This is a genomic window from Streptomyces mirabilis (genome assembly GCF_039503195.1).
In the GTDB taxonomy this organism is placed as follows: domain Bacteria; phylum Actinomycetota; class Actinomycetes; order Streptomycetales; family Streptomycetaceae; genus Streptomyces; species Streptomyces mirabilis_D.
This window is the reverse complement of record NZ_JBCJKP010000001.1, coordinates 1,202,373-1,219,314: the sequence shown is the minus strand read 5'-3', so window position 1 is coordinate 1,219,314 and position 16,942 is coordinate 1,202,373. Positions and strand designations below refer to the sequence as shown.

Sequence of the window (16,942 nt, the reverse complement as noted above, 5' to 3'; positions counted from 1 at the left end):
CCACTGATCAGGCGCATATATGAACGAATAGCTAGAATTCTGGGTATGGGAGAGCGGTCGGTCGCGCCGACGGCGCCCGAACTCGTCCTCGAAACGGAGACGGGCTCCACGGTGCTGAGTCCGAGCCGCGACTATCACGTCGGGCGGGACCCGTCGAGCGAGATCGTCATCGACGACGTCCGGGTCTCGTGGCACCACGCGGTCCTGCGGCCCGAGGCGGACCACTGGACGATCCAGGACGAGAACAGCACGAACGGCACGTACGCCGACGGCAGGCGGGTCCACGAATGGGGCGTCGGACCCGGCAGCGTCATCCACTTCGGCAGCCCCTCCGACGGCCCGCGGGTGGTCTTCGCCGGGAAGGCCCCGCAGCGGCCCTCGGGCGAATTCCGGCCCTCGGCCAGCGGCACCTTCCCACGGCCGACCACCGTGCGACCGCTGCCCACCCGCACCGTCCGCATCGGCCGCGGCGCCGACAACGACCTGGTCATCGACGACCTGGTCGTCTCCCGGCGGCACGCCGAACTGCTGGCCCACCCGGACAGGACGTACGAGATCCTCGACCTCGGCAGCCACAACGGCACGTTCCTCAACGGGCAGCCCGTCACCCGCGCCGCGATCACTCCCGGTGACATCGTCGGCATCGGCCACTCCGTGTTCCGCCTCGTCGGAGACGAGTTGCAGGAGTACGTCGACACCGGCGAGGTCTCCCTCGACGTCCAGGAACTGACCGTCGCCGTCGACCGCGGCCGCAAGATCCTCCTCGACCAGGTGTCCTTTCCCGTCGGCGAGAAGTGCCTGCTGGCCGTCGTGGGGCCCAGCGGCGCCGGGAAGTCCACGCTCCTCAACGCCCTCACCGGGCAGCGGCCCGCCGACCGTGGAGCGGTCCTGTACGACGGCCGCGACCTCTACCGCGACTACGCCGAGCTGCGCCAGCGCATCGGTCTCGTGCCGCAGGACGACATCCTGCACGCCCAGTTGACGGTGCGGCGCGCCCTCGTGTACGCCGCCGAACTGCGCTTCCCGCAGGACACCGCGAAGGCGGAGCGCCAGGCGCGGGTCGACGAGGTCATCCGGGAGCTGGGCCTGGAGCAGCGCGCAGGCCTGCCCATCCACAGTCTGTCCGGCGGCCAGCGCAAGCGGGTCAGTGTGGCCCTGGAACTGCTGACCAAGCCGTCGCTGCTGTTCCTGGACGAACCCACCTCCGGTCTCGACCCCGGTATGGACCGCTCGGTGATGCACATGCTGCGCGGCCTCGCGGACGACGGCCGTACGGTCATCGTGGTCACCCACAGCGTGCTCAGCCTCGACGTCTGTGACCGGCTCCTGGTGCTCGCTCCCGGTGGCAAGGTCGCCTACTTCGGACCGCCCGAGGACGCGCTCACCTATTTCGGCTACGAGCAGTGGCCCGAGGCCTTCGAGGCCTTCGAGCGGGATCAGGACCGGGACTGGGCGGGGGAGTACCGGAGCTCACCGCTCCAGGTCCGGTACATCGACAGCTCCAGCCCACAGCCCCCTCTGCTCCGGGCCGGCCCGGCCGCCGCCGTCGGACCGCCACCCAAGGCCCAGAGCTGGGGCGCGCAACTCGGCACCCTGGTGCGCCGGTACGCGGCCGTGCTCAGCGCCGACCGGACCTTCCTCGCCGTCATGATCGCGCTGCCGTGCATCATGGGCGTGATGGCCCGAGCCGTCGCGGGCAGCAAACTGACGCTGGAGACGTCGATGAACGCGCTGCTCACCCTGTGCATAGGCGGAGTCCTGGCGGGCGCGGCCAACGCCGTACGCGAAGTGGTGAAGGAACGGGTCATCTACCAGCGGGAGCGCGCGGTCGGCCTGTCCCGGTCGGCGTACCTGATGTCGAAGATCGTGGTTCTCGGCACCGTCACCGTTCTCCAGGCCGTCGTCCTGACCCTCGTCGCGCTGTTCGGCGTCGACCTCAACGCGCCCCGCGGCCAGGGTGTCCTCATGTCGCCGCTTGTCGAGATCACCCTGGCCGTGGCCCTGCTGGCCTTCAGCGCGATGATGCTCGGCCTCCTGGTCTCCGCCGTGGTGACCAAGGAGGAGGTCACCATGCCGCTGCTGGTGCTGATCGCCGTCGTCCAGGTGGTTTTCAGCGGCGCGCTGCTCAAGCTGCACGGGGTGCCCGGCATCGAACAACTGGCCTGGCTCGTGCCCGCCCGCTGGGCCCTGGGCGCGATGTCGGGGACCGTCGCCCTGGGCCGGATCGTCCCGGGGTCGCTCACCTCCGACCCGCTGTTCCGGCACGAGCCCAGCGTGTGGCTGGTCAACATGAGCATGCTGGTCCTGCTGTCGATCGTCTTCGGGTGCGTGGTGGCCCGGCTGCTGCGGCGGCACGAACCCGAGGTCATGCGGAAGTAGGTGCGATGACGACTCCCGACCCGGCGACGACCGACGAGTTCCGCCCGACGCACGTCGTTCCGCCGGACGGCCTGCCCGCCTGGGAGGCGCCGGACGCCTCCCGGCCCACCGTGCCGCTCGACGCTCTGCTCCCGGTGCAGCTCGTCGAGCGGCTCGGCGACTGGGGCCGGGTCGTCTGCGCCAACGGCTGGTCGGCCTGGGTCGACGGCCGGCTGCTCGTCGCCGTACCGCAGCCGCCGCCCGCGGAGGGCGACCCCCTCACCCGAACGGCCGACCCGCGCCCGCTCCTCGCCCGCGTCGAGCAGGCCCTCACCCGCTATCGGAGCGCGGCCGAGGACCTCGCGGCCGGGCGGCTGGACGGGGCGTCCTTCCGCGGCATCACGCGCGGGCAGCGGATCGGGGTGGTTGTCGACGGTGAGTCCCTCTGGCTGTACGACGCCGAGCACGAGCGCTGGGTGTACACCGACGGGACGCGGCTGAGCACGTACGCGGTCGCGGACGAACCGGCGGCGACCCCAGAGCGGAACGGAAGTGTTCCGGGCCGGGCGCGCACAGGTGTCGTACGGGCACCCGGCGACCATGAACCGACCCGTCTGGTCCCGGGGGTGACGGACGAGCCGGGTGACCGCTGACGGCACGGAAGGCAACCGCCCTGGCCGCCGGTGTCCTTCCTAGTCGACCGTGTCCTGCACGACCTCGCCCTTTCGGCGGACTCCCCTCGCCAGCAGGGCGCCGAGGAACCCGGTCACCAGGCCCCACACGACGGTGAGTCCGAGCGCGCCCCAGAGCCTCGGCTTGAGGAAGAGTTCGCCCGCGAGGCCGCCGCCGGCGTCACCGATGCCGATGAGCGACAGGCCGTAGTGCGCCGAGAGCCTGCCGACCAGGCAGATCATGAGCACCGTGAGCGCCAGCGCGAGGGCCATGCGGACGGCGTGCCGCCAGGCCCGCACCCGGGCCGGTGAGCGGGCGGCCATCAGGAACGCGGCGCCCAGGAGCAGCAGCGCGTCGACGACCGGCAGCCACCACACCCTGCCGTCGTAGTGGCCCAGGGTGCGCAGGTTGACCGTCGAGACGTCCGGGGTGCGCAGCACCTGGTCGAGGACGTGCGGCATGGGCAGCCCGAACGGCCCGTCCACCCGCCCCCTCCAGGTGGCGCCCAGCCCGATCGTGAAGGCGAGCCAGGCGAGGTTGGGCAGCCCGAGGAAGATCACCGCGAAGGTCTCGGGGACGTGTCCGCGCGTGGCGGCCACCACCAGCGCGACGACCGCTCCCGCCGCGACACAGGCGAGGAGCAGGACGACCATGGCGTACGCGGCCGGGCGCACCGACTCCTGGAAGCGCAGCAGCCGGGCCGGGAGCGGAGCTCCGCGCGACACCAGCAGGGCGAGGACGAGGACACCCGCGAGCCACAGCACCCCGTAGAGCAGCGTCACCGGCACGGCCGTCTTGAAGCCCACCTCGGGCGAGACCCCGATGAGGTCGCCGATGTCGCTGATCGTCCCGGTGCCGAGGGAGATCTTGAAGTTCTGGTGGGAGTAGAGCGCGAGTCCGAGGAGGGCCAGCAGCCACAGGACCGCGATCCTGGCGGCCCAGCCGGCCAACTCGGCGGCACGCGCGACGGCCCGGTGCCGCAGCGGCCGCAGGAACCCGGCGGCGATCATCAGGGCCCCCGCGAGCGTGACCGACAGCGGGATCACCGTCAGTCCCGCCCGGGTGTCGGCGATCACGCCCGCGTCACCCGCCAGCTCGACGGTGCCGCCGACCGCGGTCACGACGGAGGCCGCGACGACCCGTGGGTAGGCATGCTCGGGCAGGTCCGTCGCACCGGCCCCCCACAGCCCGAGGGCGGCGACCGCGAGCATGACGATCGCCCCGGCCACCACCGCCAGCAGGGCCTGGGCCCAGCCGTGACGGGCGGCCGTCCGCTCGCCTGGAGCGGCGATGACCTGGTCGGACGGTGTCTGCGGGCTCACGCTGCCACGCTAAGCAGCACCAGGGTCCACCGCCCGCCGGGAGGGCCGACCGCGTCGGCTTGCGGGGGACACCCGACCGGAGCACACAATGGGCTCGTTGTGGAAGGAAACGGCATAAAGGGCGAGAAATGCCGCGAGATCCCTACGCTCGGAAGAAGAGCCAGTGAGCGTCGACCCGCCGTCCTCCGACCGGCCCACCGGACCTCCTGCGGGACCGCTGTCGGGCTCCCCCGGCCGGGTGCCTCCAGCCACGCTCCGACCCACGGGATCGGCCGCCCGCTCACGCCACCGCCGAGTGTTCCGCCAACCGGTCCGCCGGGCGGCGGCGGTTCCGGAGGTCGCGGTCCCGGCGGCCGGCCCGGTCACGGCGGCGGCCCGGACCACCCCTGGTGGAAGTCGGCGCCGCGGATGGCGCTGATCACCGGGGTCGTGGTGGCCGGTGTGGTGCTCGGTGTCGTCCTCGCCCGCTCGGGCGGCACGTCCGGCACGGCGTCGGGCGGTGCGTTGTTCCTGCAGGCCGCGAACAAACCGGGTCCCGACCCGTTCACGGAGTCGACGGCGAAGGACAGCTCCACCACGCCGGTGACCCCGGCGGCGAACGCGCCGGAGTCCGCCAATGTGACGCGCGGTGTGTCGGGTTCCACGCCCGGGCTCTACGGCGGCACCCGCAACACCGCGAGTTGCGATGTCGAGAAACAGGTCAAGGCGCTCCAGGCGGAGCCGGCGAAGAACAAGGCGTTCGCCTTCGTGGAAGGCGTCCAGCCCAGCGCGGTCCCCGCCTACCTGCGCTCGCTCACCCCCGTACAGCTGCGGATGGACACCCGCGTCACCAACCACGGCTACCGGGGCGGCGCGGCCACCCCCTACCAGGCGGTGCTCCAGACGGGCACGGCGGTCCTCGTCGACGGCCACGGGGTGCCGCGCGTGCGCTGTGCCTGCGGGAACCCGTTGACACCGGCGGTCGCGCAGCAGACCGTGCCCAGGCGGACGGGTGACACCTGGGCCTCGTACCGGTCGGTGAACGTGGTGGTCGTCCTGCCCGCCACGACCACCATCGACGTCTTCGTCATCTACGACCCCCACCTCGACGAATGGGTCGGCCGTCACCGGGGCGACTCCGACGGCCGCCGGGACGAGAAGACGTACCCCCCGGCGAAGCCGTCCCCCGCGGTGAGCGTGTCGTCGGCGTCACCGAAGCCTCCGGTATCGAAGCCTCCGGTATCGAAGCCTCCGGTATCGAAGCCTCCGGTATCGAAGTCTCCGTACCCTTCGTACCCGTCGTCGTCCGATGTGGCGTCGTCCGATGCGTCGTCCCCGTCCACCTCTTCGTCATCGGATCCGGAGTACCCCTCCTCCGAACCTGCCACGACGGCGGACACCTCGTCGTCCTACGACGCGCCGGAGTCGGCCCTGACGCCTCCTGGGTACTGAGGCGGCCTCAGCCGGTCCGTACGACCAGGGCGTAGTGCCCGAGCCCGACCAGTCGGTCGCCCGGGATGTCGCCCAGGGCCGTGCACCACTTCTCCACGCGGCCGGTGACCGGGTCGAAGGCGATGTCCCGCACGGTGCCGCGCTCGTCCCCGTCCTCGGTCAGGACCCGGATGCCCAGGATGTCCACGGGCGCCGCGGGAGGGGCGGTGTCCAGGGCGGTGCCCGACCGGACGAGGACGGCGTCCGGGCCGATCACGTGCAAGGCGCTCCAGTCGATCGCGATCTCCTTGCGCCCCCGGGCCGGCGACAGCCGCACCTGGCCGATCAGCCCCGATACGACATCGATCGTGAGAGATCTGACGACGCCGAGCTCGTTCGCCTCGCCGAGCGTGACGACCGGCAGGCCGCGGATCTTGGAGAACAGCGTCACGGTGTGGGTTCCGTCCGGTCGGCGGTGTCCCGGAGCCGGAACGCCTCGACCTGGGCGGCGAAACCGGCCAGGTCGTCCGCGACGAAGCGGGTCGCGTCCGCGGGGATGACAAGAGCCTGTCCCGACACGGCGAGCGTCTCGCCCCGGGGCACGTACACCTTGCGGCGGCGGCGCTTCGAACCTGACTCCAGGGACTGACGGGCGGCGATCCGGAACCCCACCACGCGGCCGCTGATACCGGCCTCGACGACGAGGTCAAGCACGGTGCCCACCTCCGTGCCGCCGTCCGTGAGCACCCTGGCGCCCAGCACCCGGCCGTGCGCCGCCTCGCCCCGGGCGATCACCGCGGCCGGTTCGGCGAGGACCCCCCGGCCGATGATCATCACGGCGTCGCGGCCCAGCGAATGGACCGCGCTCCACGGCAGGCTCTGCTTCAGGGGGCCCGCGAGCAGCCCCCGGCCGTTGAGGGTGAAGCCGGCGACACGTCCCCCGGGCCCGTCGAAGACGGTGTCCTTGACCCGCGCCACCGCCTCACCGCCGAGCGTGACCACCGGTCGTCCACCGAGGTCGCGCGCCGACATCAACTCGCTCATCGCACCTCCCGCTTCCCGAACCGGTGCCCGCGCCGCACGGCGATGACGCTCCCCGACCGTCTGCTCGTCTGCACCCAGACCGCCGCCGCGCCCAGCAGCACCAGGGCCGCGACCACGACGACCAGCCACATCCACCAGTCCACCGTCCACCTCCGGGCCTTCGGGCCCCGGCCGCCGTCGACCGGATTCCGCCCGGTGCGGGTGCCCCGAGCGGACGGGGGAATGCGCGGTGGCGGTCGCCATTTCGGCGGCCGACCCGGGCGCGACGTCAGCCGGACGGTGTGCCGACCGGCCTGCCGGACCAGTCGAGACACACGATCAACGCGTCGTCCAGCGGTTCGGTGACGCGGTAGCGGGCCAGCTCGTCGAGGATGGCGCGCGGTACGTCGGCCGCGGGCAGCAGGGCGGTGGCGGACACGGCACGGGCCAGCGCCCGCTCCCCGAAGACCTCGCCCAACGGCGACAGGGCGTCGTACACACCGTCGCTCACCACCAGGAGCCGGTCACCGGGCAGGACGCCGAACTCCTGTGCCACGTAGTCGGACTCCTCGAACATGCCGAGCGGCAGCTGCGCCTCCAGTTCGATCCGCTCCACGGCCGTACCCCGGCGGCGCCACATCCGGGGCGAACCCGCGTCCACCGCGAGCGCGCTGCCGGTGGCGAGGTCGAAGGAGAGCAGCAGCGCCGACACGTGCTGGTCGCCGTGGTGCTGGGCGTAGAGGGCCTGGTCGGCGAGTCTGGCCTGGTCGGCGACCGGGAGCCCGGCGCGGCGGGCGTTGCGCAGGGCGCCGACGGCCAGGTGGGTCAGCAAGGACGCGTGGATGCCGTCCCCCATCCCGTTGATGATCGACAGGGTGAGCCGGTGTGCGTCCGAGGACCAGTCGAAGTTGTCCCCGCGCACCGCGTACGCGGGCTCCAGCTGGGCGCCGACCGCGAACTCCTCGCAGGCACAGGCCCGGCCCGGGAGCAGCTCCCACTGCATTTCGGCGGCCAGCGTCAGCCGGCCGACCCGCCGGGCCTGACGGTAGACGTCCGTGTCCCGTTCGGCCACGACGATCGCGTGGCCCAGCAGTTCGGCGACCTGTGCCAGGTCGTCGGTCACCGAGGGATCCACGGGCCCCGGGGGCAGCAGGACGGTGAGGATGCCCAGGCGCTCGCCCCGGGCGGTGACCGGCAGATGCAGACGCGTCCGTTCGGTGTTCCGGGGGTGTTCCTCGTGCGGCTCCTGGCTGCCGAAGGCCCGGCTCTCGGGGGTGTTGTGCAGGGACACGGCACGCGCGGGGACGCCGGGCTCCTCGACCGGCTGGAGCACGGTCATCCCGTAGTCCGCCAGCAGCAGGTCGGCGTCGATCGCCCCCCAGACATCCGTCAGGAGGGGGCGCAGGGTGTCGAGCAGCGCGTGCGGCGGGGCCGCGCGCAGGGCTCTGTCGACGTCGTTCACAGAGGTCACGGTCGTGATGACTTTCTCGTGCGGTGGTCGTGCGAGTGGGTCTGCGTGGTCGCAGGGGTCTGTTTCGGGGGCTCCGGTGGACCGGCGCGGCTGGCCATGGCCTTCAGTTGATGACAAGGTGGATCGGTGCCTCGCTCGATCCGTCCACCCGTCTCCCGAGACGAAGCCGCGCACACGCTCGACGCCGTCTCGGAGCTCCTCGAACTCCTGTGGGGTCGAGGGCAGGAGTCCGCGCCGTCCGGACCGGTGCCGCCCTCTCAGCTACGGGCCCTGATCGTGATCGAGAAGGGCGGGTCCATGAATCTTCGCTCGCTCGGCGACGCCCTGGCCTCGCGTCCCTCCTCGGTCAGCCGTCTGTGTGACCGGATGGAGGCAGTCGGCCTGATCCGCAGAGTGCCGAGCTCGACGAGCCGGCGCGAGGTCGAGGTCGGCCTCAGCCCGCTCGGCGAGCAGGTGCTGAGGGAACTCCGGGAGCACCGTGCGCGCGAGGTGCGGGCCGTGCTGGAGCAGATGTCCTCGGCGGACGTCGCCCGGCTCACCGAAGGCCTCGAAGCGTTCCGGGCGACCGCGCTGGACCAGCTCGAAGAGCGCTCCGGCGGGTCCGGCCGGGCACCCGGGCGTGCGACCGGTACCGGTTAGCTCCATCTGCGTCCCTTCGGTGCGACCCGTCACTCGACCAAATCACTGCGACAACCAGCCCACGGGTCGCCGGACTTGGGATCGCAGGGGCACCAGATTGTTGCCTGACGGCAATTGTTGTCAAATGACAACGATCGGCTACGGTAGGGCCTGACACCGCTCCATCGCGGCGTTGTGGCACACCGTCCCCATGCGGTTACCCCACTCTCCGCGGATTCGACAACATTTCGAGGGATCGCTGTGCATTCAGGCCGGAGTCCAGGTCAGGCGACCATGTCGCTGTCCACGCGCGAGGCCGGTCGGTCGACCGTGATCGCGGTCCGCGGCGAGGTGGATCTCGACAACGCGGGCGAACTCGACGAGGCTCTCGCGGCGGCGGGCCGGGTCTGTCCGGGCGCGGTGGTCCTCGACCTGGCCGCGGTGACCTTCCTGGACTCGACCACGATCAACGTCGTCCTGCGGGCCCACGGGGTGCTCGGCCCGCGGCTCCGGCTGGCCGCCCTCTCCCCGTTCGTGGAGCGGGTGCTGGGCATCACCGGCGTCTCGGACGTGCTTGCGGTCTTCCCCGGCGTGGGGGAGGCACTGGAGGCCGATGCGGTCTGAGGGCGTGTCAGACGGACCGGTCGGGTGGCCCGGGTATCTCCGCGTGCTCCGGATGCCCGTGGGCCAGGGACGGGCCGAGCGAGCGCAGCGCGGCCAGCAGTCCGCTCAGATCGGCCTCCGGCATCCGCAGCAGCGCGTCCATGATCCATGCGGTGCGCCGATCCCGCACCCGGTCGAGGGCCGACCGGCCGCGACCGGTCAGACTCAGGCCGACACCCCTGCGGTCCTCGGTGCGCGGCGAACGGGCCAGCAGTCCGGCCTCTTCGAGCGTGTCGCACACCCGGCTCGCCCGGGAGCGGCTGATCTGCGCCCGCGCGGCGAGTGCCGCGAGCGTCAGACCCGGATCCGTGCCCACCAGGGTCAGGGCGCGCAGCAGCGGCGGCGACAGTCTGCTGTCGACCGCGACCGCGGTCCGGGCCGACACGGAGACCAGGATCTCCGCCGCGGCCGCGAGTCGGTCGGCTGCCTGGAGCAGGGCGTCGTCCCCTTCCCGGGGCGGCGTCTCGTCCCGTACTTCGGGGTCCTGTCCGTCCATCCGTCCGCGCCCCTTGCTCGCACCGAGAACTCGGTGACCGGTCATGCCTCGCGTGGTGGCCCTGCCCGGCCGTGTCGGGATGACACCGTTCCCTTGTGGGAATCGTGTGCGGAAGCCACCGGGACGGGGGAATATCGGGGTGACTGCGGAGGACTTCACGGGGTACGAGCCCCTGTGCAGCAGTGTCCGGACGCGCAATGTCCCGACATACCGGCATCCGAAAGAGAACCAGATGATCGAGCGCTTGGACGGAGCGGTGATACCGACTGGCTTCGACGTGCCCGTGGAACCGCTCCGGCGGGCGGCGCACTACACCGGCGAGCCGGGGTGCATCGCCGAAGCGCGCCACTTCGCCGAGCTGTTCCTCGAACAGCTCCGTTCGGAGTGGTGTGCCGAGATCGGCACACAGGCCGCCGGCGACCTCCTGCTGGTCGTCAGCGAGCTGGTCACCAACGCGGACCGGCACAGCCATGGGCCGTACATCCTGGAACTGGAGGGAACCGACACCTCCGTGACCGTCATCGTGTACGACAGCAGCGCGGCCCTGCCCCGGCGCTATCCACGGGATCCCGAACGCGTGGGGCGGCACGGCCTGGAGATCGTGCACGCGCTCGCGACGGAGGTGACCGTCGGGCGGGTGCCGGTCGGAAAGTGCGTCAAGGCCCAGCTCGCCCTGCGCCGTTGACCCGGAGCGACGTACCAGTGGGCTCACAGCCGACCGGGGTCGGCGCGGGTCACCCGAGGGGGGCGAGCGTGGCGGATCGCCTGCCGCGGACAGGTGAACGAGGCGCGGTGCCCCGGCAGGGGAGTTCGGATCCCCGCTGGGCCCTGGACGCCACCGCGGTACTGCTGCTGGTCGAGGACGACGCCGGAGACGCGCTGCTGGTGCGGGAGGTGCTGGTCGACAGCGGCCTGCCGATGGAGGTCACCTGGTGCAAGTCCCTCGCCGAGGCACGTGTGTTTTTGGACGCCACACCGTACTCCGTGTGCGTCCTGCTGGACCTGCATCTGCCCGACACCCACGGACTCAGCGCGGTCCGGCTGGTGCGTGACGCCGCGCCCGATGCGGCCGTCGTGGTGCTCACCGGAGTCGCCGAGAACGAGGCCGGGCTCGCCGCGGTGGCCGAAGGGGCGCAGGACTTCCTCGCCAAGGACGGCCTGGACGCCGAGGCGCTCAGCCGCGCGGTCCGGTACGCCCTGCAACGCAAGCAGGTGGAGCGTTCGGGGGCCGAACTCCAGGCGAGCCGGCTGCTGGCCCGGGAGAACGCGCGCCTGGAGCGCGGACTGCTGCCCACGCCCTTGATGCGGGGCGCCGGTTGCCAGGTGGCCTCGCGCTACAGCCCGGGGCGGGACCACGCCCTGCTCGGCGGCGACTTCTTCGACGTCGTCGAGACCGAGGACGGCACCGTGCACGCCGTGATCGGGGACGTCTCCGGCCACGGCGCGGCGGAGGCCGCCCTCGGCGTCTGTCTACGGGTGGCCTGGCGGGCCGCCGTACTCTCCGGATGCGTGGGCACGCGCCAGCTCGAGCTCTTGGAGGAGATCATCGACGCCGAGCGCGCCGCGGACTACATCTTCGCCACCCTCACCGTGCTGCGGATCGCCAAGGACCGCAGCCGTATGAGCGTGATCCGCGCCGGACACCCGGGACTGCTCGTGGGCACACCGCGCGGCATCGAGCTGTTCGAGCCGACCCCGGGCCCCGCGCTCGGACTGCTCCCGGGCCGGGCCCACTGGCCGGAGACCGAGCTGTCCGCGCACGACATCAGCGCCGTGACGCTGTTCACCGACGGTCTCTTCGAGGGCGTCGTGGCCCCGGGCCGGCGGCTGGGAGAGGAAGGACTGCTCGCGGTGGCGAGGAAACACCAGACCCTGCGGGGGCGGCCGTTCGTCGACGCGGTGGTCGAGGACGTCGCCGCGCTGACGGCCTCCCACGGCGGACTGGCCGACGACGTGGCCGTCCTGCACCTGGCGACGGACGGAATGTCATGACCCGTACGCCGAACGACCCGGGCCCCGACGGCGCCACGGCGGACCGTCCCGAGGACGGAAAGCCCACGCGCGTCGCCCGGCTGACCGTGCAGGGCTGGATCCATGTGGTGCTGGCCGCCAACGTGCTGCTGGTGATCGTCTTCGCCGTGTCCGGCGGGGTCCTCCAGGCCCGCGCCGACGACCGCACCGATCTGCTCACCGACCGCATCCAGCCGGCCCGTGCCACCGCCTACCAGCTGGAGACCTCGCTGGTGGACCAGGAGACGGGCGTACGAGGCTATGTACTGAGCAGGGACTCCGGTTTCCTCGATCCGTACGCGTCGGGAGCACGGGACGAGAAGACCTTCGAGGCCCGCCTGGGCGCGGAACTCTCCGACCACTCCCGGATCGCCGCGGACCTGAAGGCGGTCGGCCGCCTCAGTGACGCCTGGCGCCGCGACTACGCCGAGCCGCTGATCGAGGCGGCCCGCGCGTCCGGCGGTGCCAAAGCCCCCTCCCTGGAGGGGAGCAAGGCCAAGTTCGACGAGATCAGAGGTCAACTCGCCACCCTGGAGAAGGACATCCAGCAGCTGCGCGACCGGACCCGCGCCTCGGCCGACGACAGCCGTCGGTCCCGCGACCTCCTCTTCGGCGGCATGCTGGCCGCCTTCCTGGCGAGCGGCCTCGCGCTGACGCTCCTGCTGCACCGGATCGTGGGGCGCCCCCTGCGGGTCCTGGAAGCGGCCTCGGTGGACGTCAGCGGCGGCGCGTTCGAGCGCAGGATCCGGCTCGACGGGCCACGCGACCTGGAGAGGGTGGCCCGGGCCGTTGAGGAGATGCGCCGCCGCATCGTCGAGGAACTCTCCGCCTCCAAGGCCCGCGAGGTCCTCCTGGAGCGGCAGGCCGAGGAGCTCGACGCCCAGACCCTGGAACTGAAGCGCTCGAACGCGGAGCTGGAGCAGTTCGCCTACGTCGCCTCGCACGATCTGCAGGAACCTCTGCGCAAGGTCGCGTCCTTCTGCCAGCTCCTGGAGAAACGGTACGGCGACCAACTGGACGACCGGGCCAAGCAGTACATCGACTTCGCCGTCGACGGCGCCAAACGCATGCAGATCCTCATCAACGACCTGCTGACCTTCTCCCGCGTCGGCCGCGTCGGCGAGGAACTGGTCCCCGTCGCGCTCGACGACGTACTGGACCGGGCAGTCGGCAACCTCAGCGTGGTGCTGGAGGAGACGGGCGCGCGTGTCGTACGGGAGGGGCCGCTGCCCACCGTGACGGGCGACGTCACCACCCTGACCATGCTCTGGCAGAACCTGATCGCCAACGCCGTGAAGTTCCGCCGTCCCGACCGGCCGCCCGAGATCGCCGTCCGCTGCGAGGCGGAGCCGGGGGACGGACAGTGGCGGCTGACCGTACAGGACAACGGCATAGGCATCGAACCCGAGTTCAGGGAGAAGGTCTTCGTCATCTTCCAGCGGCTGCACGGCCGCGACGAGTACGAGGGCACGGGCATCGGCCTTGCCGTGTGCCGCAAGATCGTCGAACATCACGGAGGTGCCATCACCCTGGACGGCACCGCCGGTGGCGGCACGCGCGTGACCTTCACCCTGCCCATGGCGCGACCGGAACCCGACCTCGGGGCCGAGGAGGCAGCGCGCCCACCCGAAGGAGCACACACGTGAGCACCCCCGCCGTACCCATCCAGGTCCTGCTCGTCGAGGACGACCCCGGCGACGAGCTGATGACCCGCGAGGCGTTCGAGGACAACAAGATCCGCAACACCCTGCACGTCGTACGGGACGGTGAGGAGGCCCTCGACTTCCTCTACCGCGCCAACCAGTACGCCGAGGCACCGCGCCCCGACCTGATCCTGCTCGACCTCAACCTGCCCAAGTACGACGGGCGTCAGGTCCTGGAGCGGATCAAGTCCGACGACGACCTGGCCCACATCCCCGTCGTCGTCCTCACCACCTCCTCCGCCGAGGAGGACATCCTGCGCAGCTACAGACTGCACGCGAACGCCTATGTGACCAAGCCGGTCGACCTCGACCAGTTCATCGCCGCGGTCCGCCAGATCGACGACTTCTTCGTGACCGTGGTGAAGCTGCCCAAGACCACCTGACCCCCACCCCGGCCGGGGTCCATGAATGCGCGAAGTCGGGGAACAGGGACAACGGCGGCACAACCTTGCCGACCAGGAGAGCTGTTGCCAAGACGCGAGGGTGGGCCTCTGATGAGAAGGCGCGGGACGGGGCGAGGGACAAGCGGCGGCACGCCGTGGCGGCCGGGCGGGGCGGCCGCGGGACCGGCAGGGCCCTCCGGATGGCGGCGGACCGTGGCCGGTGGACTCGCGTGGGGCGCCGCCGCCGCGGCCCTCGGCGCGTCGGGGAACCGGACCGCGCGCCGGGCCGCGCTGCGCGGCATCGGCACCGTCGCCATCGCCTCGGCCGTGACCCGCGTGCTGGCCCGCCCGGCGGCCCGCAAGGCACAGCCGCTCGACGCGGTCGGCCGGGTCGCGTCGGCCGCCGCGTTCGCCGTCGGCGTCCTGCTCGAAGCGCCCCGCTATGGCCTGTTCGCGGTGCCCGGCGCCGCCGCACTGACCGTGGCCCGCACGCGCTCGGGGGACCGGCGTCCGGGCGATGTGGCCGTGGGCGTCGCGATCGGTGTCGGCGCCGCCGCGCTGACCGCCCGCTGGTGGCCGGTCAAACCGGAGGCGGCGGCCGCGGCGGCACACCCGCGGCGGCCCGCTCCGGCGCTGCCCGGGGGCGCCGGACTGCACATCGTGGTCAACCCGTCCTCCGGGATCTCGTGGAGCGCCGACACCCCCGACGCGAGCGCGTATCTGCGCGCCGCGCTGCCCAAGGCCGAGATCACGGTGCCGCGGGAGGACCAGGACCTGGTGGAACTCCTGGAACAGGCCGCCCGGCGGGCCAAGGACGAGGGCGGCGCCCTCGGCGCCTGCGGCGGCGACGGCACGATCAACGCCGCGACGGAGATCGCCGCCCGGCTCGGCCTGCCGCTCGCGGTCTTCCCCGGCGGCACCTTCAACCACTTCGCCGTCGACCTCGGCAACCAGACCCTGGAGGACGTCGTACGAGCCGTGCAGGCGGGCGACGCGGTCGTCGCGGACCTCGGGCGGGCCCGCGCCCCCGGCGGACCGGAGCACGTGTTCCTCAACACCTTCAGCCTCGGCATCTACTCGGACCTGGTCGGAGCCCGGGAGAAGCTGGAGCAGCGGATCGGGAAGTGGCCGGCGCTGGTGGTCGGACTGGCCGGGGTCCTCGCCAAGGGCAGCCCCGTGACCGTCTCGGTCAACGGCCGCCCCAAGCGCCTGTGGCTCCTCTTCGCGGGCAACGGCATCTACCACCCCGCCGGGTTCGCCCCCACCTACCGCACCCAACTCGACGACGGACTGCTCGACGTCCGTGCCGTCGACGCCGGCACCCCCTTGGCCAGGACCCGGCTGCTGCTGGCCGTCCTGACCGGCACCCTGCACAGCAGCCGGGTCCTCACCACGGCGCAGGTGCGCGGCCTGCGGCTCGAAGTGCTGCACGGCGACCCGCGGTTCTCGTACGACGGCGAAGTGACCAGGGTCGCGACGCCGAGGCTGGTGCTCGACAAGGTGACACGAGCCGTGACGCTGTACCGGCCCGCGGAGAAGGACCAGTGGCTGCGGTCGACGACCCGTCGCTAGAGCGACCGGCTTGCACAACGGGCATCACTGGGTGTGATGCTGCGTTTGCGTCCAGCCCCACTCCCGGGTTTCTGGGGTGGGGCGGGGGCCGTTGACGGGGCCTCGCGTCGCCACAACTCCCACGCGCGGGCGCGGATGTTGCGGGAGCCGTTCCGGTCTGCGTGATCAACGAATCCGCAGTTCCGGCATGCGAACCAGGCTTGACTCACCCGGTTCGCCCTGTCGATGTGCCCGCATTCGGCGCAGGTGCGGGAGGTGTACGCCGGATCGACGTGCACCACCAGCACTCCGGCCTTGCGGGCTTTGTATGCGACGAATGCCCCCAGCTGGGCGAAGGCCCAGGAGGAGTGGGTGGCCCGTTGGGGCTTGCGAAGCCGTACCCGTTCGCGGATCCCTGTCAGGTCTTCCAGGGCGATTCCGCGACCGGTGCGTTCTGCCTCGACCACCACATGCTTTGCGATCTTGTGGTTGATGTCCCGTGCCCGCCGCGCCTCCTTGCGCCGCCGTTTCTTCAGGCGCCGTTTGGCGGACGGGGTGTTCTTCTTCTGCAGCTTGGCCCGCAGGCCGCGCTCGCGGACCCGGATGCGGTTCAGCTCGCGTCCGGCCATGATCTCGCCGTCCGAGGTGGTGGCGATGTTCACGATCCCCAGGTCGACGCCGAGGAAGTCCACCGGATCGGTGTTGAGGGGGGCTTCGGGGACCGCGCAGGTGGCGTTCAAGAACCACATGCCGTCCCGCTGCAGCAGGTCGGACTCGCCTTTGCGGTACAGGGCCAGGGTGGCCAGCCGCTCGGGTGAGGCGGTGAACGCCACGTCCTTGACCCGGCCCGCCACGGTCCAGACCGACACGGTCCGGTCCGGGATCTGCCAGGACAGCATGCGGTCGTCGTAGGGCTGCGCGCCCTGGGGACGGAAGACGATCGGCTTCTCGGCGGCCCGGCGGTATCGGGGCGAGCCGGAGCGGCCCAGATTTCCGGCTTTCAGGTTCGCCTTCAGTGTGGCGTACGCGTCACACGTCTTCTTGATGACGTGCTGGGCGGCTTGCGCGCCCAGGCCCCAGCGGGATTTGACCTCGCCGTAGACCTGCTTGCGCAGGATGAAGTTCTTGAACTCCCCGCGCTCGAAGGCGGTCTCGCTCACCCGGGTGGCGGCCTCGTTGCACGCGCGCAGGGTCGCCTCAAGTGCCGCCCCCCTGCACAGGCGTCGGCAGCAGCTTCACCTGCACCACCAGCTTCACTTCCT

General features: G+C 71.7%; 16 protein-coding genes and 1 pseudogene. 10 read left to right on the top strand and 7 right to left on the bottom strand.

Features of this window, described 5'->3' with window-relative positions:
- The first annotated feature begins 45 nt into the window (after positions 1-45).
- Complete coding sequence (locus AAFF41_RS06140; RefSeq protein WP_319753145.1) at positions 46-2,379, top strand: FHA domain-containing protein; 2,334 nt, start codon at positions 46-48, stop codon at positions 2,377-2,379.
- 5 nt (positions 2,380-2,384) lie between these two features.
- Positions 2,385-3,011: a hypothetical protein gene (locus AAFF41_RS06135; RefSeq protein WP_054233819.1), complete on the top strand. Its 627-nt coding sequence runs from the start codon at positions 2,385-2,387 to the stop codon at positions 3,009-3,011.
- A 39-nt stretch (positions 3,012-3,050) separates the two neighbouring features.
- Here AAFF41_RS06135 and AAFF41_RS06130 read toward each other — a convergent pair whose 3' ends face one another.
- On the bottom strand, positions 3,051-4,352 hold the full coding sequence (locus AAFF41_RS06130; RefSeq protein WP_319753144.1) for a streptophobe family protein: 1,302 nt from the start codon (positions 4,350-4,352) through the stop codon (positions 3,051-3,053).
- A gap of 408 nt (positions 4,353-4,760) precedes the next feature.
- Here AAFF41_RS06130 and AAFF41_RS06125 point away from each other — a divergent pair, with 408 nt between their 5' ends.
- Positions 4,761-5,783, top strand: a complete 1,023-nt coding sequence (locus AAFF41_RS06125; RefSeq protein ID WP_343323617.1) for a DUF6777 domain-containing protein — start codon at positions 4,761-4,763, stop codon at positions 5,781-5,783.
- 7 nt (positions 5,784-5,790) lie between these two features.
- Here AAFF41_RS06125 and AAFF41_RS06120 read toward each other — a convergent pair whose 3' ends face one another.
- The 4 genes from AAFF41_RS06120 to AAFF41_RS06105 all read right to left on the bottom strand — a co-directional run bounded on the left by AAFF41_RS06120 (position 5,791) and on the right by AAFF41_RS06105 (position 8,256).
- Entirely contained in the window at positions 5,791-6,213 is a 423-nt protein-coding gene (locus AAFF41_RS06120; RefSeq protein ID WP_319753142.1) for a PRC-barrel domain-containing protein, read from the bottom strand.
- Positions 6,210-6,806 carry a PRC-barrel domain-containing protein gene (locus AAFF41_RS06115; protein WP_319753141.1) on the bottom strand — a complete coding sequence of 199 codons (597 nt, stop codon included), beginning with the start codon at positions 6,804-6,806 and terminating at the stop codon, positions 6,210-6,212. Before AAFF41_RS06115 ends, AAFF41_RS06120 begins: the two co-directional genes overlap by 4 nt.
- On the bottom strand, positions 6,803-6,949 hold the full coding sequence (locus tag AAFF41_RS06110) for a hypothetical protein (RefSeq protein WP_319753140.1): 147 nt from the start codon (positions 6,947-6,949) through the stop codon (positions 6,803-6,805). Before AAFF41_RS06110 ends, AAFF41_RS06115 begins: the two co-directional genes overlap by 4 nt.
- A 125-nt stretch (positions 6,950-7,074) precedes the next feature.
- The gene (locus AAFF41_RS06105; RefSeq protein ID WP_415926022.1) at positions 7,075-8,256 is read right to left on the bottom strand and encodes a PP2C family protein-serine/threonine phosphatase; all 1,182 of its coding nucleotides are present in this window, start codon (positions 8,254-8,256) and stop codon (positions 7,075-7,077) included.
- Positions 8,257-8,382: 126 nt separating this feature from the next.
- Here AAFF41_RS06105 and AAFF41_RS06100 point away from each other — a divergent pair, with 126 nt between their 5' ends.
- Positions 8,383-8,895: a MarR family winged helix-turn-helix transcriptional regulator gene (locus tag AAFF41_RS06100; RefSeq protein ID WP_319753138.1), complete on the top strand. Its 513-nt coding sequence runs from the start codon at positions 8,383-8,385 to the stop codon at positions 8,893-8,895.
- A 273-nt stretch (positions 8,896-9,168) separates the two neighbouring features.
- Entirely contained in the window at positions 9,169-9,498 is a 330-nt protein-coding gene (locus AAFF41_RS06095) for an STAS domain-containing protein (protein WP_343323616.1), read from the top strand.
- 7 nt (positions 9,499-9,505) lie between these two features.
- On the opposite strand, the gene AAFF41_RS06090 is transcribed toward AAFF41_RS06095, so the two are convergent.
- Positions 9,506-10,078 (bottom strand): MarR family winged helix-turn-helix transcriptional regulator, encoded by a 573-nt coding sequence (locus AAFF41_RS06090; protein ID WP_319753136.1) that lies wholly within the window; start codon positions 10,076-10,078, stop codon positions 9,506-9,508.
- Between the two features lie 187 nt (positions 10,079-10,265).
- Between AAFF41_RS06090 and AAFF41_RS06085 the strand changes: the two genes are divergently transcribed.
- From AAFF41_RS06085 to AAFF41_RS06065, 5 genes are all read left to right on the top strand, one after another.
- On the top strand, positions 10,266-10,718 hold the full coding sequence (locus AAFF41_RS06085) for an ATP-binding protein (protein WP_319753135.1): 453 nt from the start codon (positions 10,266-10,268) through the stop codon (positions 10,716-10,718).
- A gap of 107 nt (positions 10,719-10,825) precedes the next feature.
- The gene (locus tag AAFF41_RS06080; protein WP_319753134.1) at positions 10,826-12,025 is read left to right on the top strand and encodes a PP2C family protein-serine/threonine phosphatase; all 1,200 of its coding nucleotides are present in this window, start codon (positions 10,826-10,828) and stop codon (positions 12,023-12,025) included.
- A complete protein-coding gene (locus AAFF41_RS06075) occupies positions 12,022-13,689 on the top strand; it encodes a sensor histidine kinase (protein ID WP_319753133.1) in 1,668 nt (555 codons plus the stop codon). The genes AAFF41_RS06080 and AAFF41_RS06075 overlap by 4 nt, the downstream gene beginning before the upstream one ends.
- Positions 13,686-14,129 carry a response regulator gene (locus AAFF41_RS06070; protein WP_319753132.1) on the top strand — a complete coding sequence of 148 codons (444 nt, stop codon included), beginning with the start codon at positions 13,686-13,688 and terminating at the stop codon, positions 14,127-14,129. The genes AAFF41_RS06075 and AAFF41_RS06070 overlap by 4 nt, the downstream gene beginning before the upstream one ends.
- 213 nt (positions 14,130-14,342) lie before the next feature.
- Complete coding sequence (locus tag AAFF41_RS06065) at positions 14,343-15,701, top strand: diacylglycerol/lipid kinase family protein (protein ID WP_343323615.1); 1,359 nt, start codon at positions 14,343-14,345, stop codon at positions 15,699-15,701.
- Here AAFF41_RS06065 and AAFF41_RS06060 read toward each other — a convergent pair.
- Positions 15,698-16,937: pseudogene (locus AAFF41_RS06060) on the bottom strand (RNA-guided endonuclease InsQ/TnpB family protein). The gene AAFF41_RS06065 and the pseudogene AAFF41_RS06060 overlap by 4 nt on opposite strands.
- Between the last annotated feature and the right edge of the window lie 5 nt (positions 16,938-16,942).

What these genes read in the sequence shown, in the direction of transcription:
- AAFF41_RS06140 (WP_319753145.1), top strand. Translation starts at nt 46, where the DNA reads ATGGGAGAGCGGTCGGTCGCGCCGACGGCGCCCGAACTCGTCCTCGAA.
- AAFF41_RS06135 (WP_054233819.1), top strand. Translation starts at nt 2,385, where the DNA reads ATGACGACTCCCGACCCGGCGACGACCGACGAGTTCCGCCCGACGCAC.
- AAFF41_RS06125 (WP_343323617.1), top strand. Translation starts at nt 4,761, where the DNA reads ATGGCGCTGATCACCGGGGTCGTGGTGGCCGGTGTGGTGCTCGGTGTC.
- AAFF41_RS06115 (WP_319753141.1), bottom strand. Translation starts at nt 6,806, where the DNA reads ATGAGCGAGTTGATGTCGGCGCGCGACCTCGGTGGACGACCGGTGGTC.
- AAFF41_RS06095 (WP_343323616.1), top strand. Translation starts at nt 9,169, where the DNA reads ATGTCGCTGTCCACGCGCGAGGCCGGTCGGTCGACCGTGATCGCGGTC.
- AAFF41_RS06090 (WP_319753136.1), bottom strand. Translation starts at nt 10,078, where the DNA reads ATGACCGGTCACCGAGTTCTCGGTGCGAGCAAGGGGCGCGGACGGATG.
- AAFF41_RS06085 (WP_319753135.1), top strand. Translation starts at nt 10,266, where the DNA reads ATGATCGAGCGCTTGGACGGAGCGGTGATACCGACTGGCTTCGACGTG.
- AAFF41_RS06075 (WP_319753133.1), top strand. Translation starts at nt 12,022, where the DNA reads ATGACCCGTACGCCGAACGACCCGGGCCCCGACGGCGCCACGGCGGAC.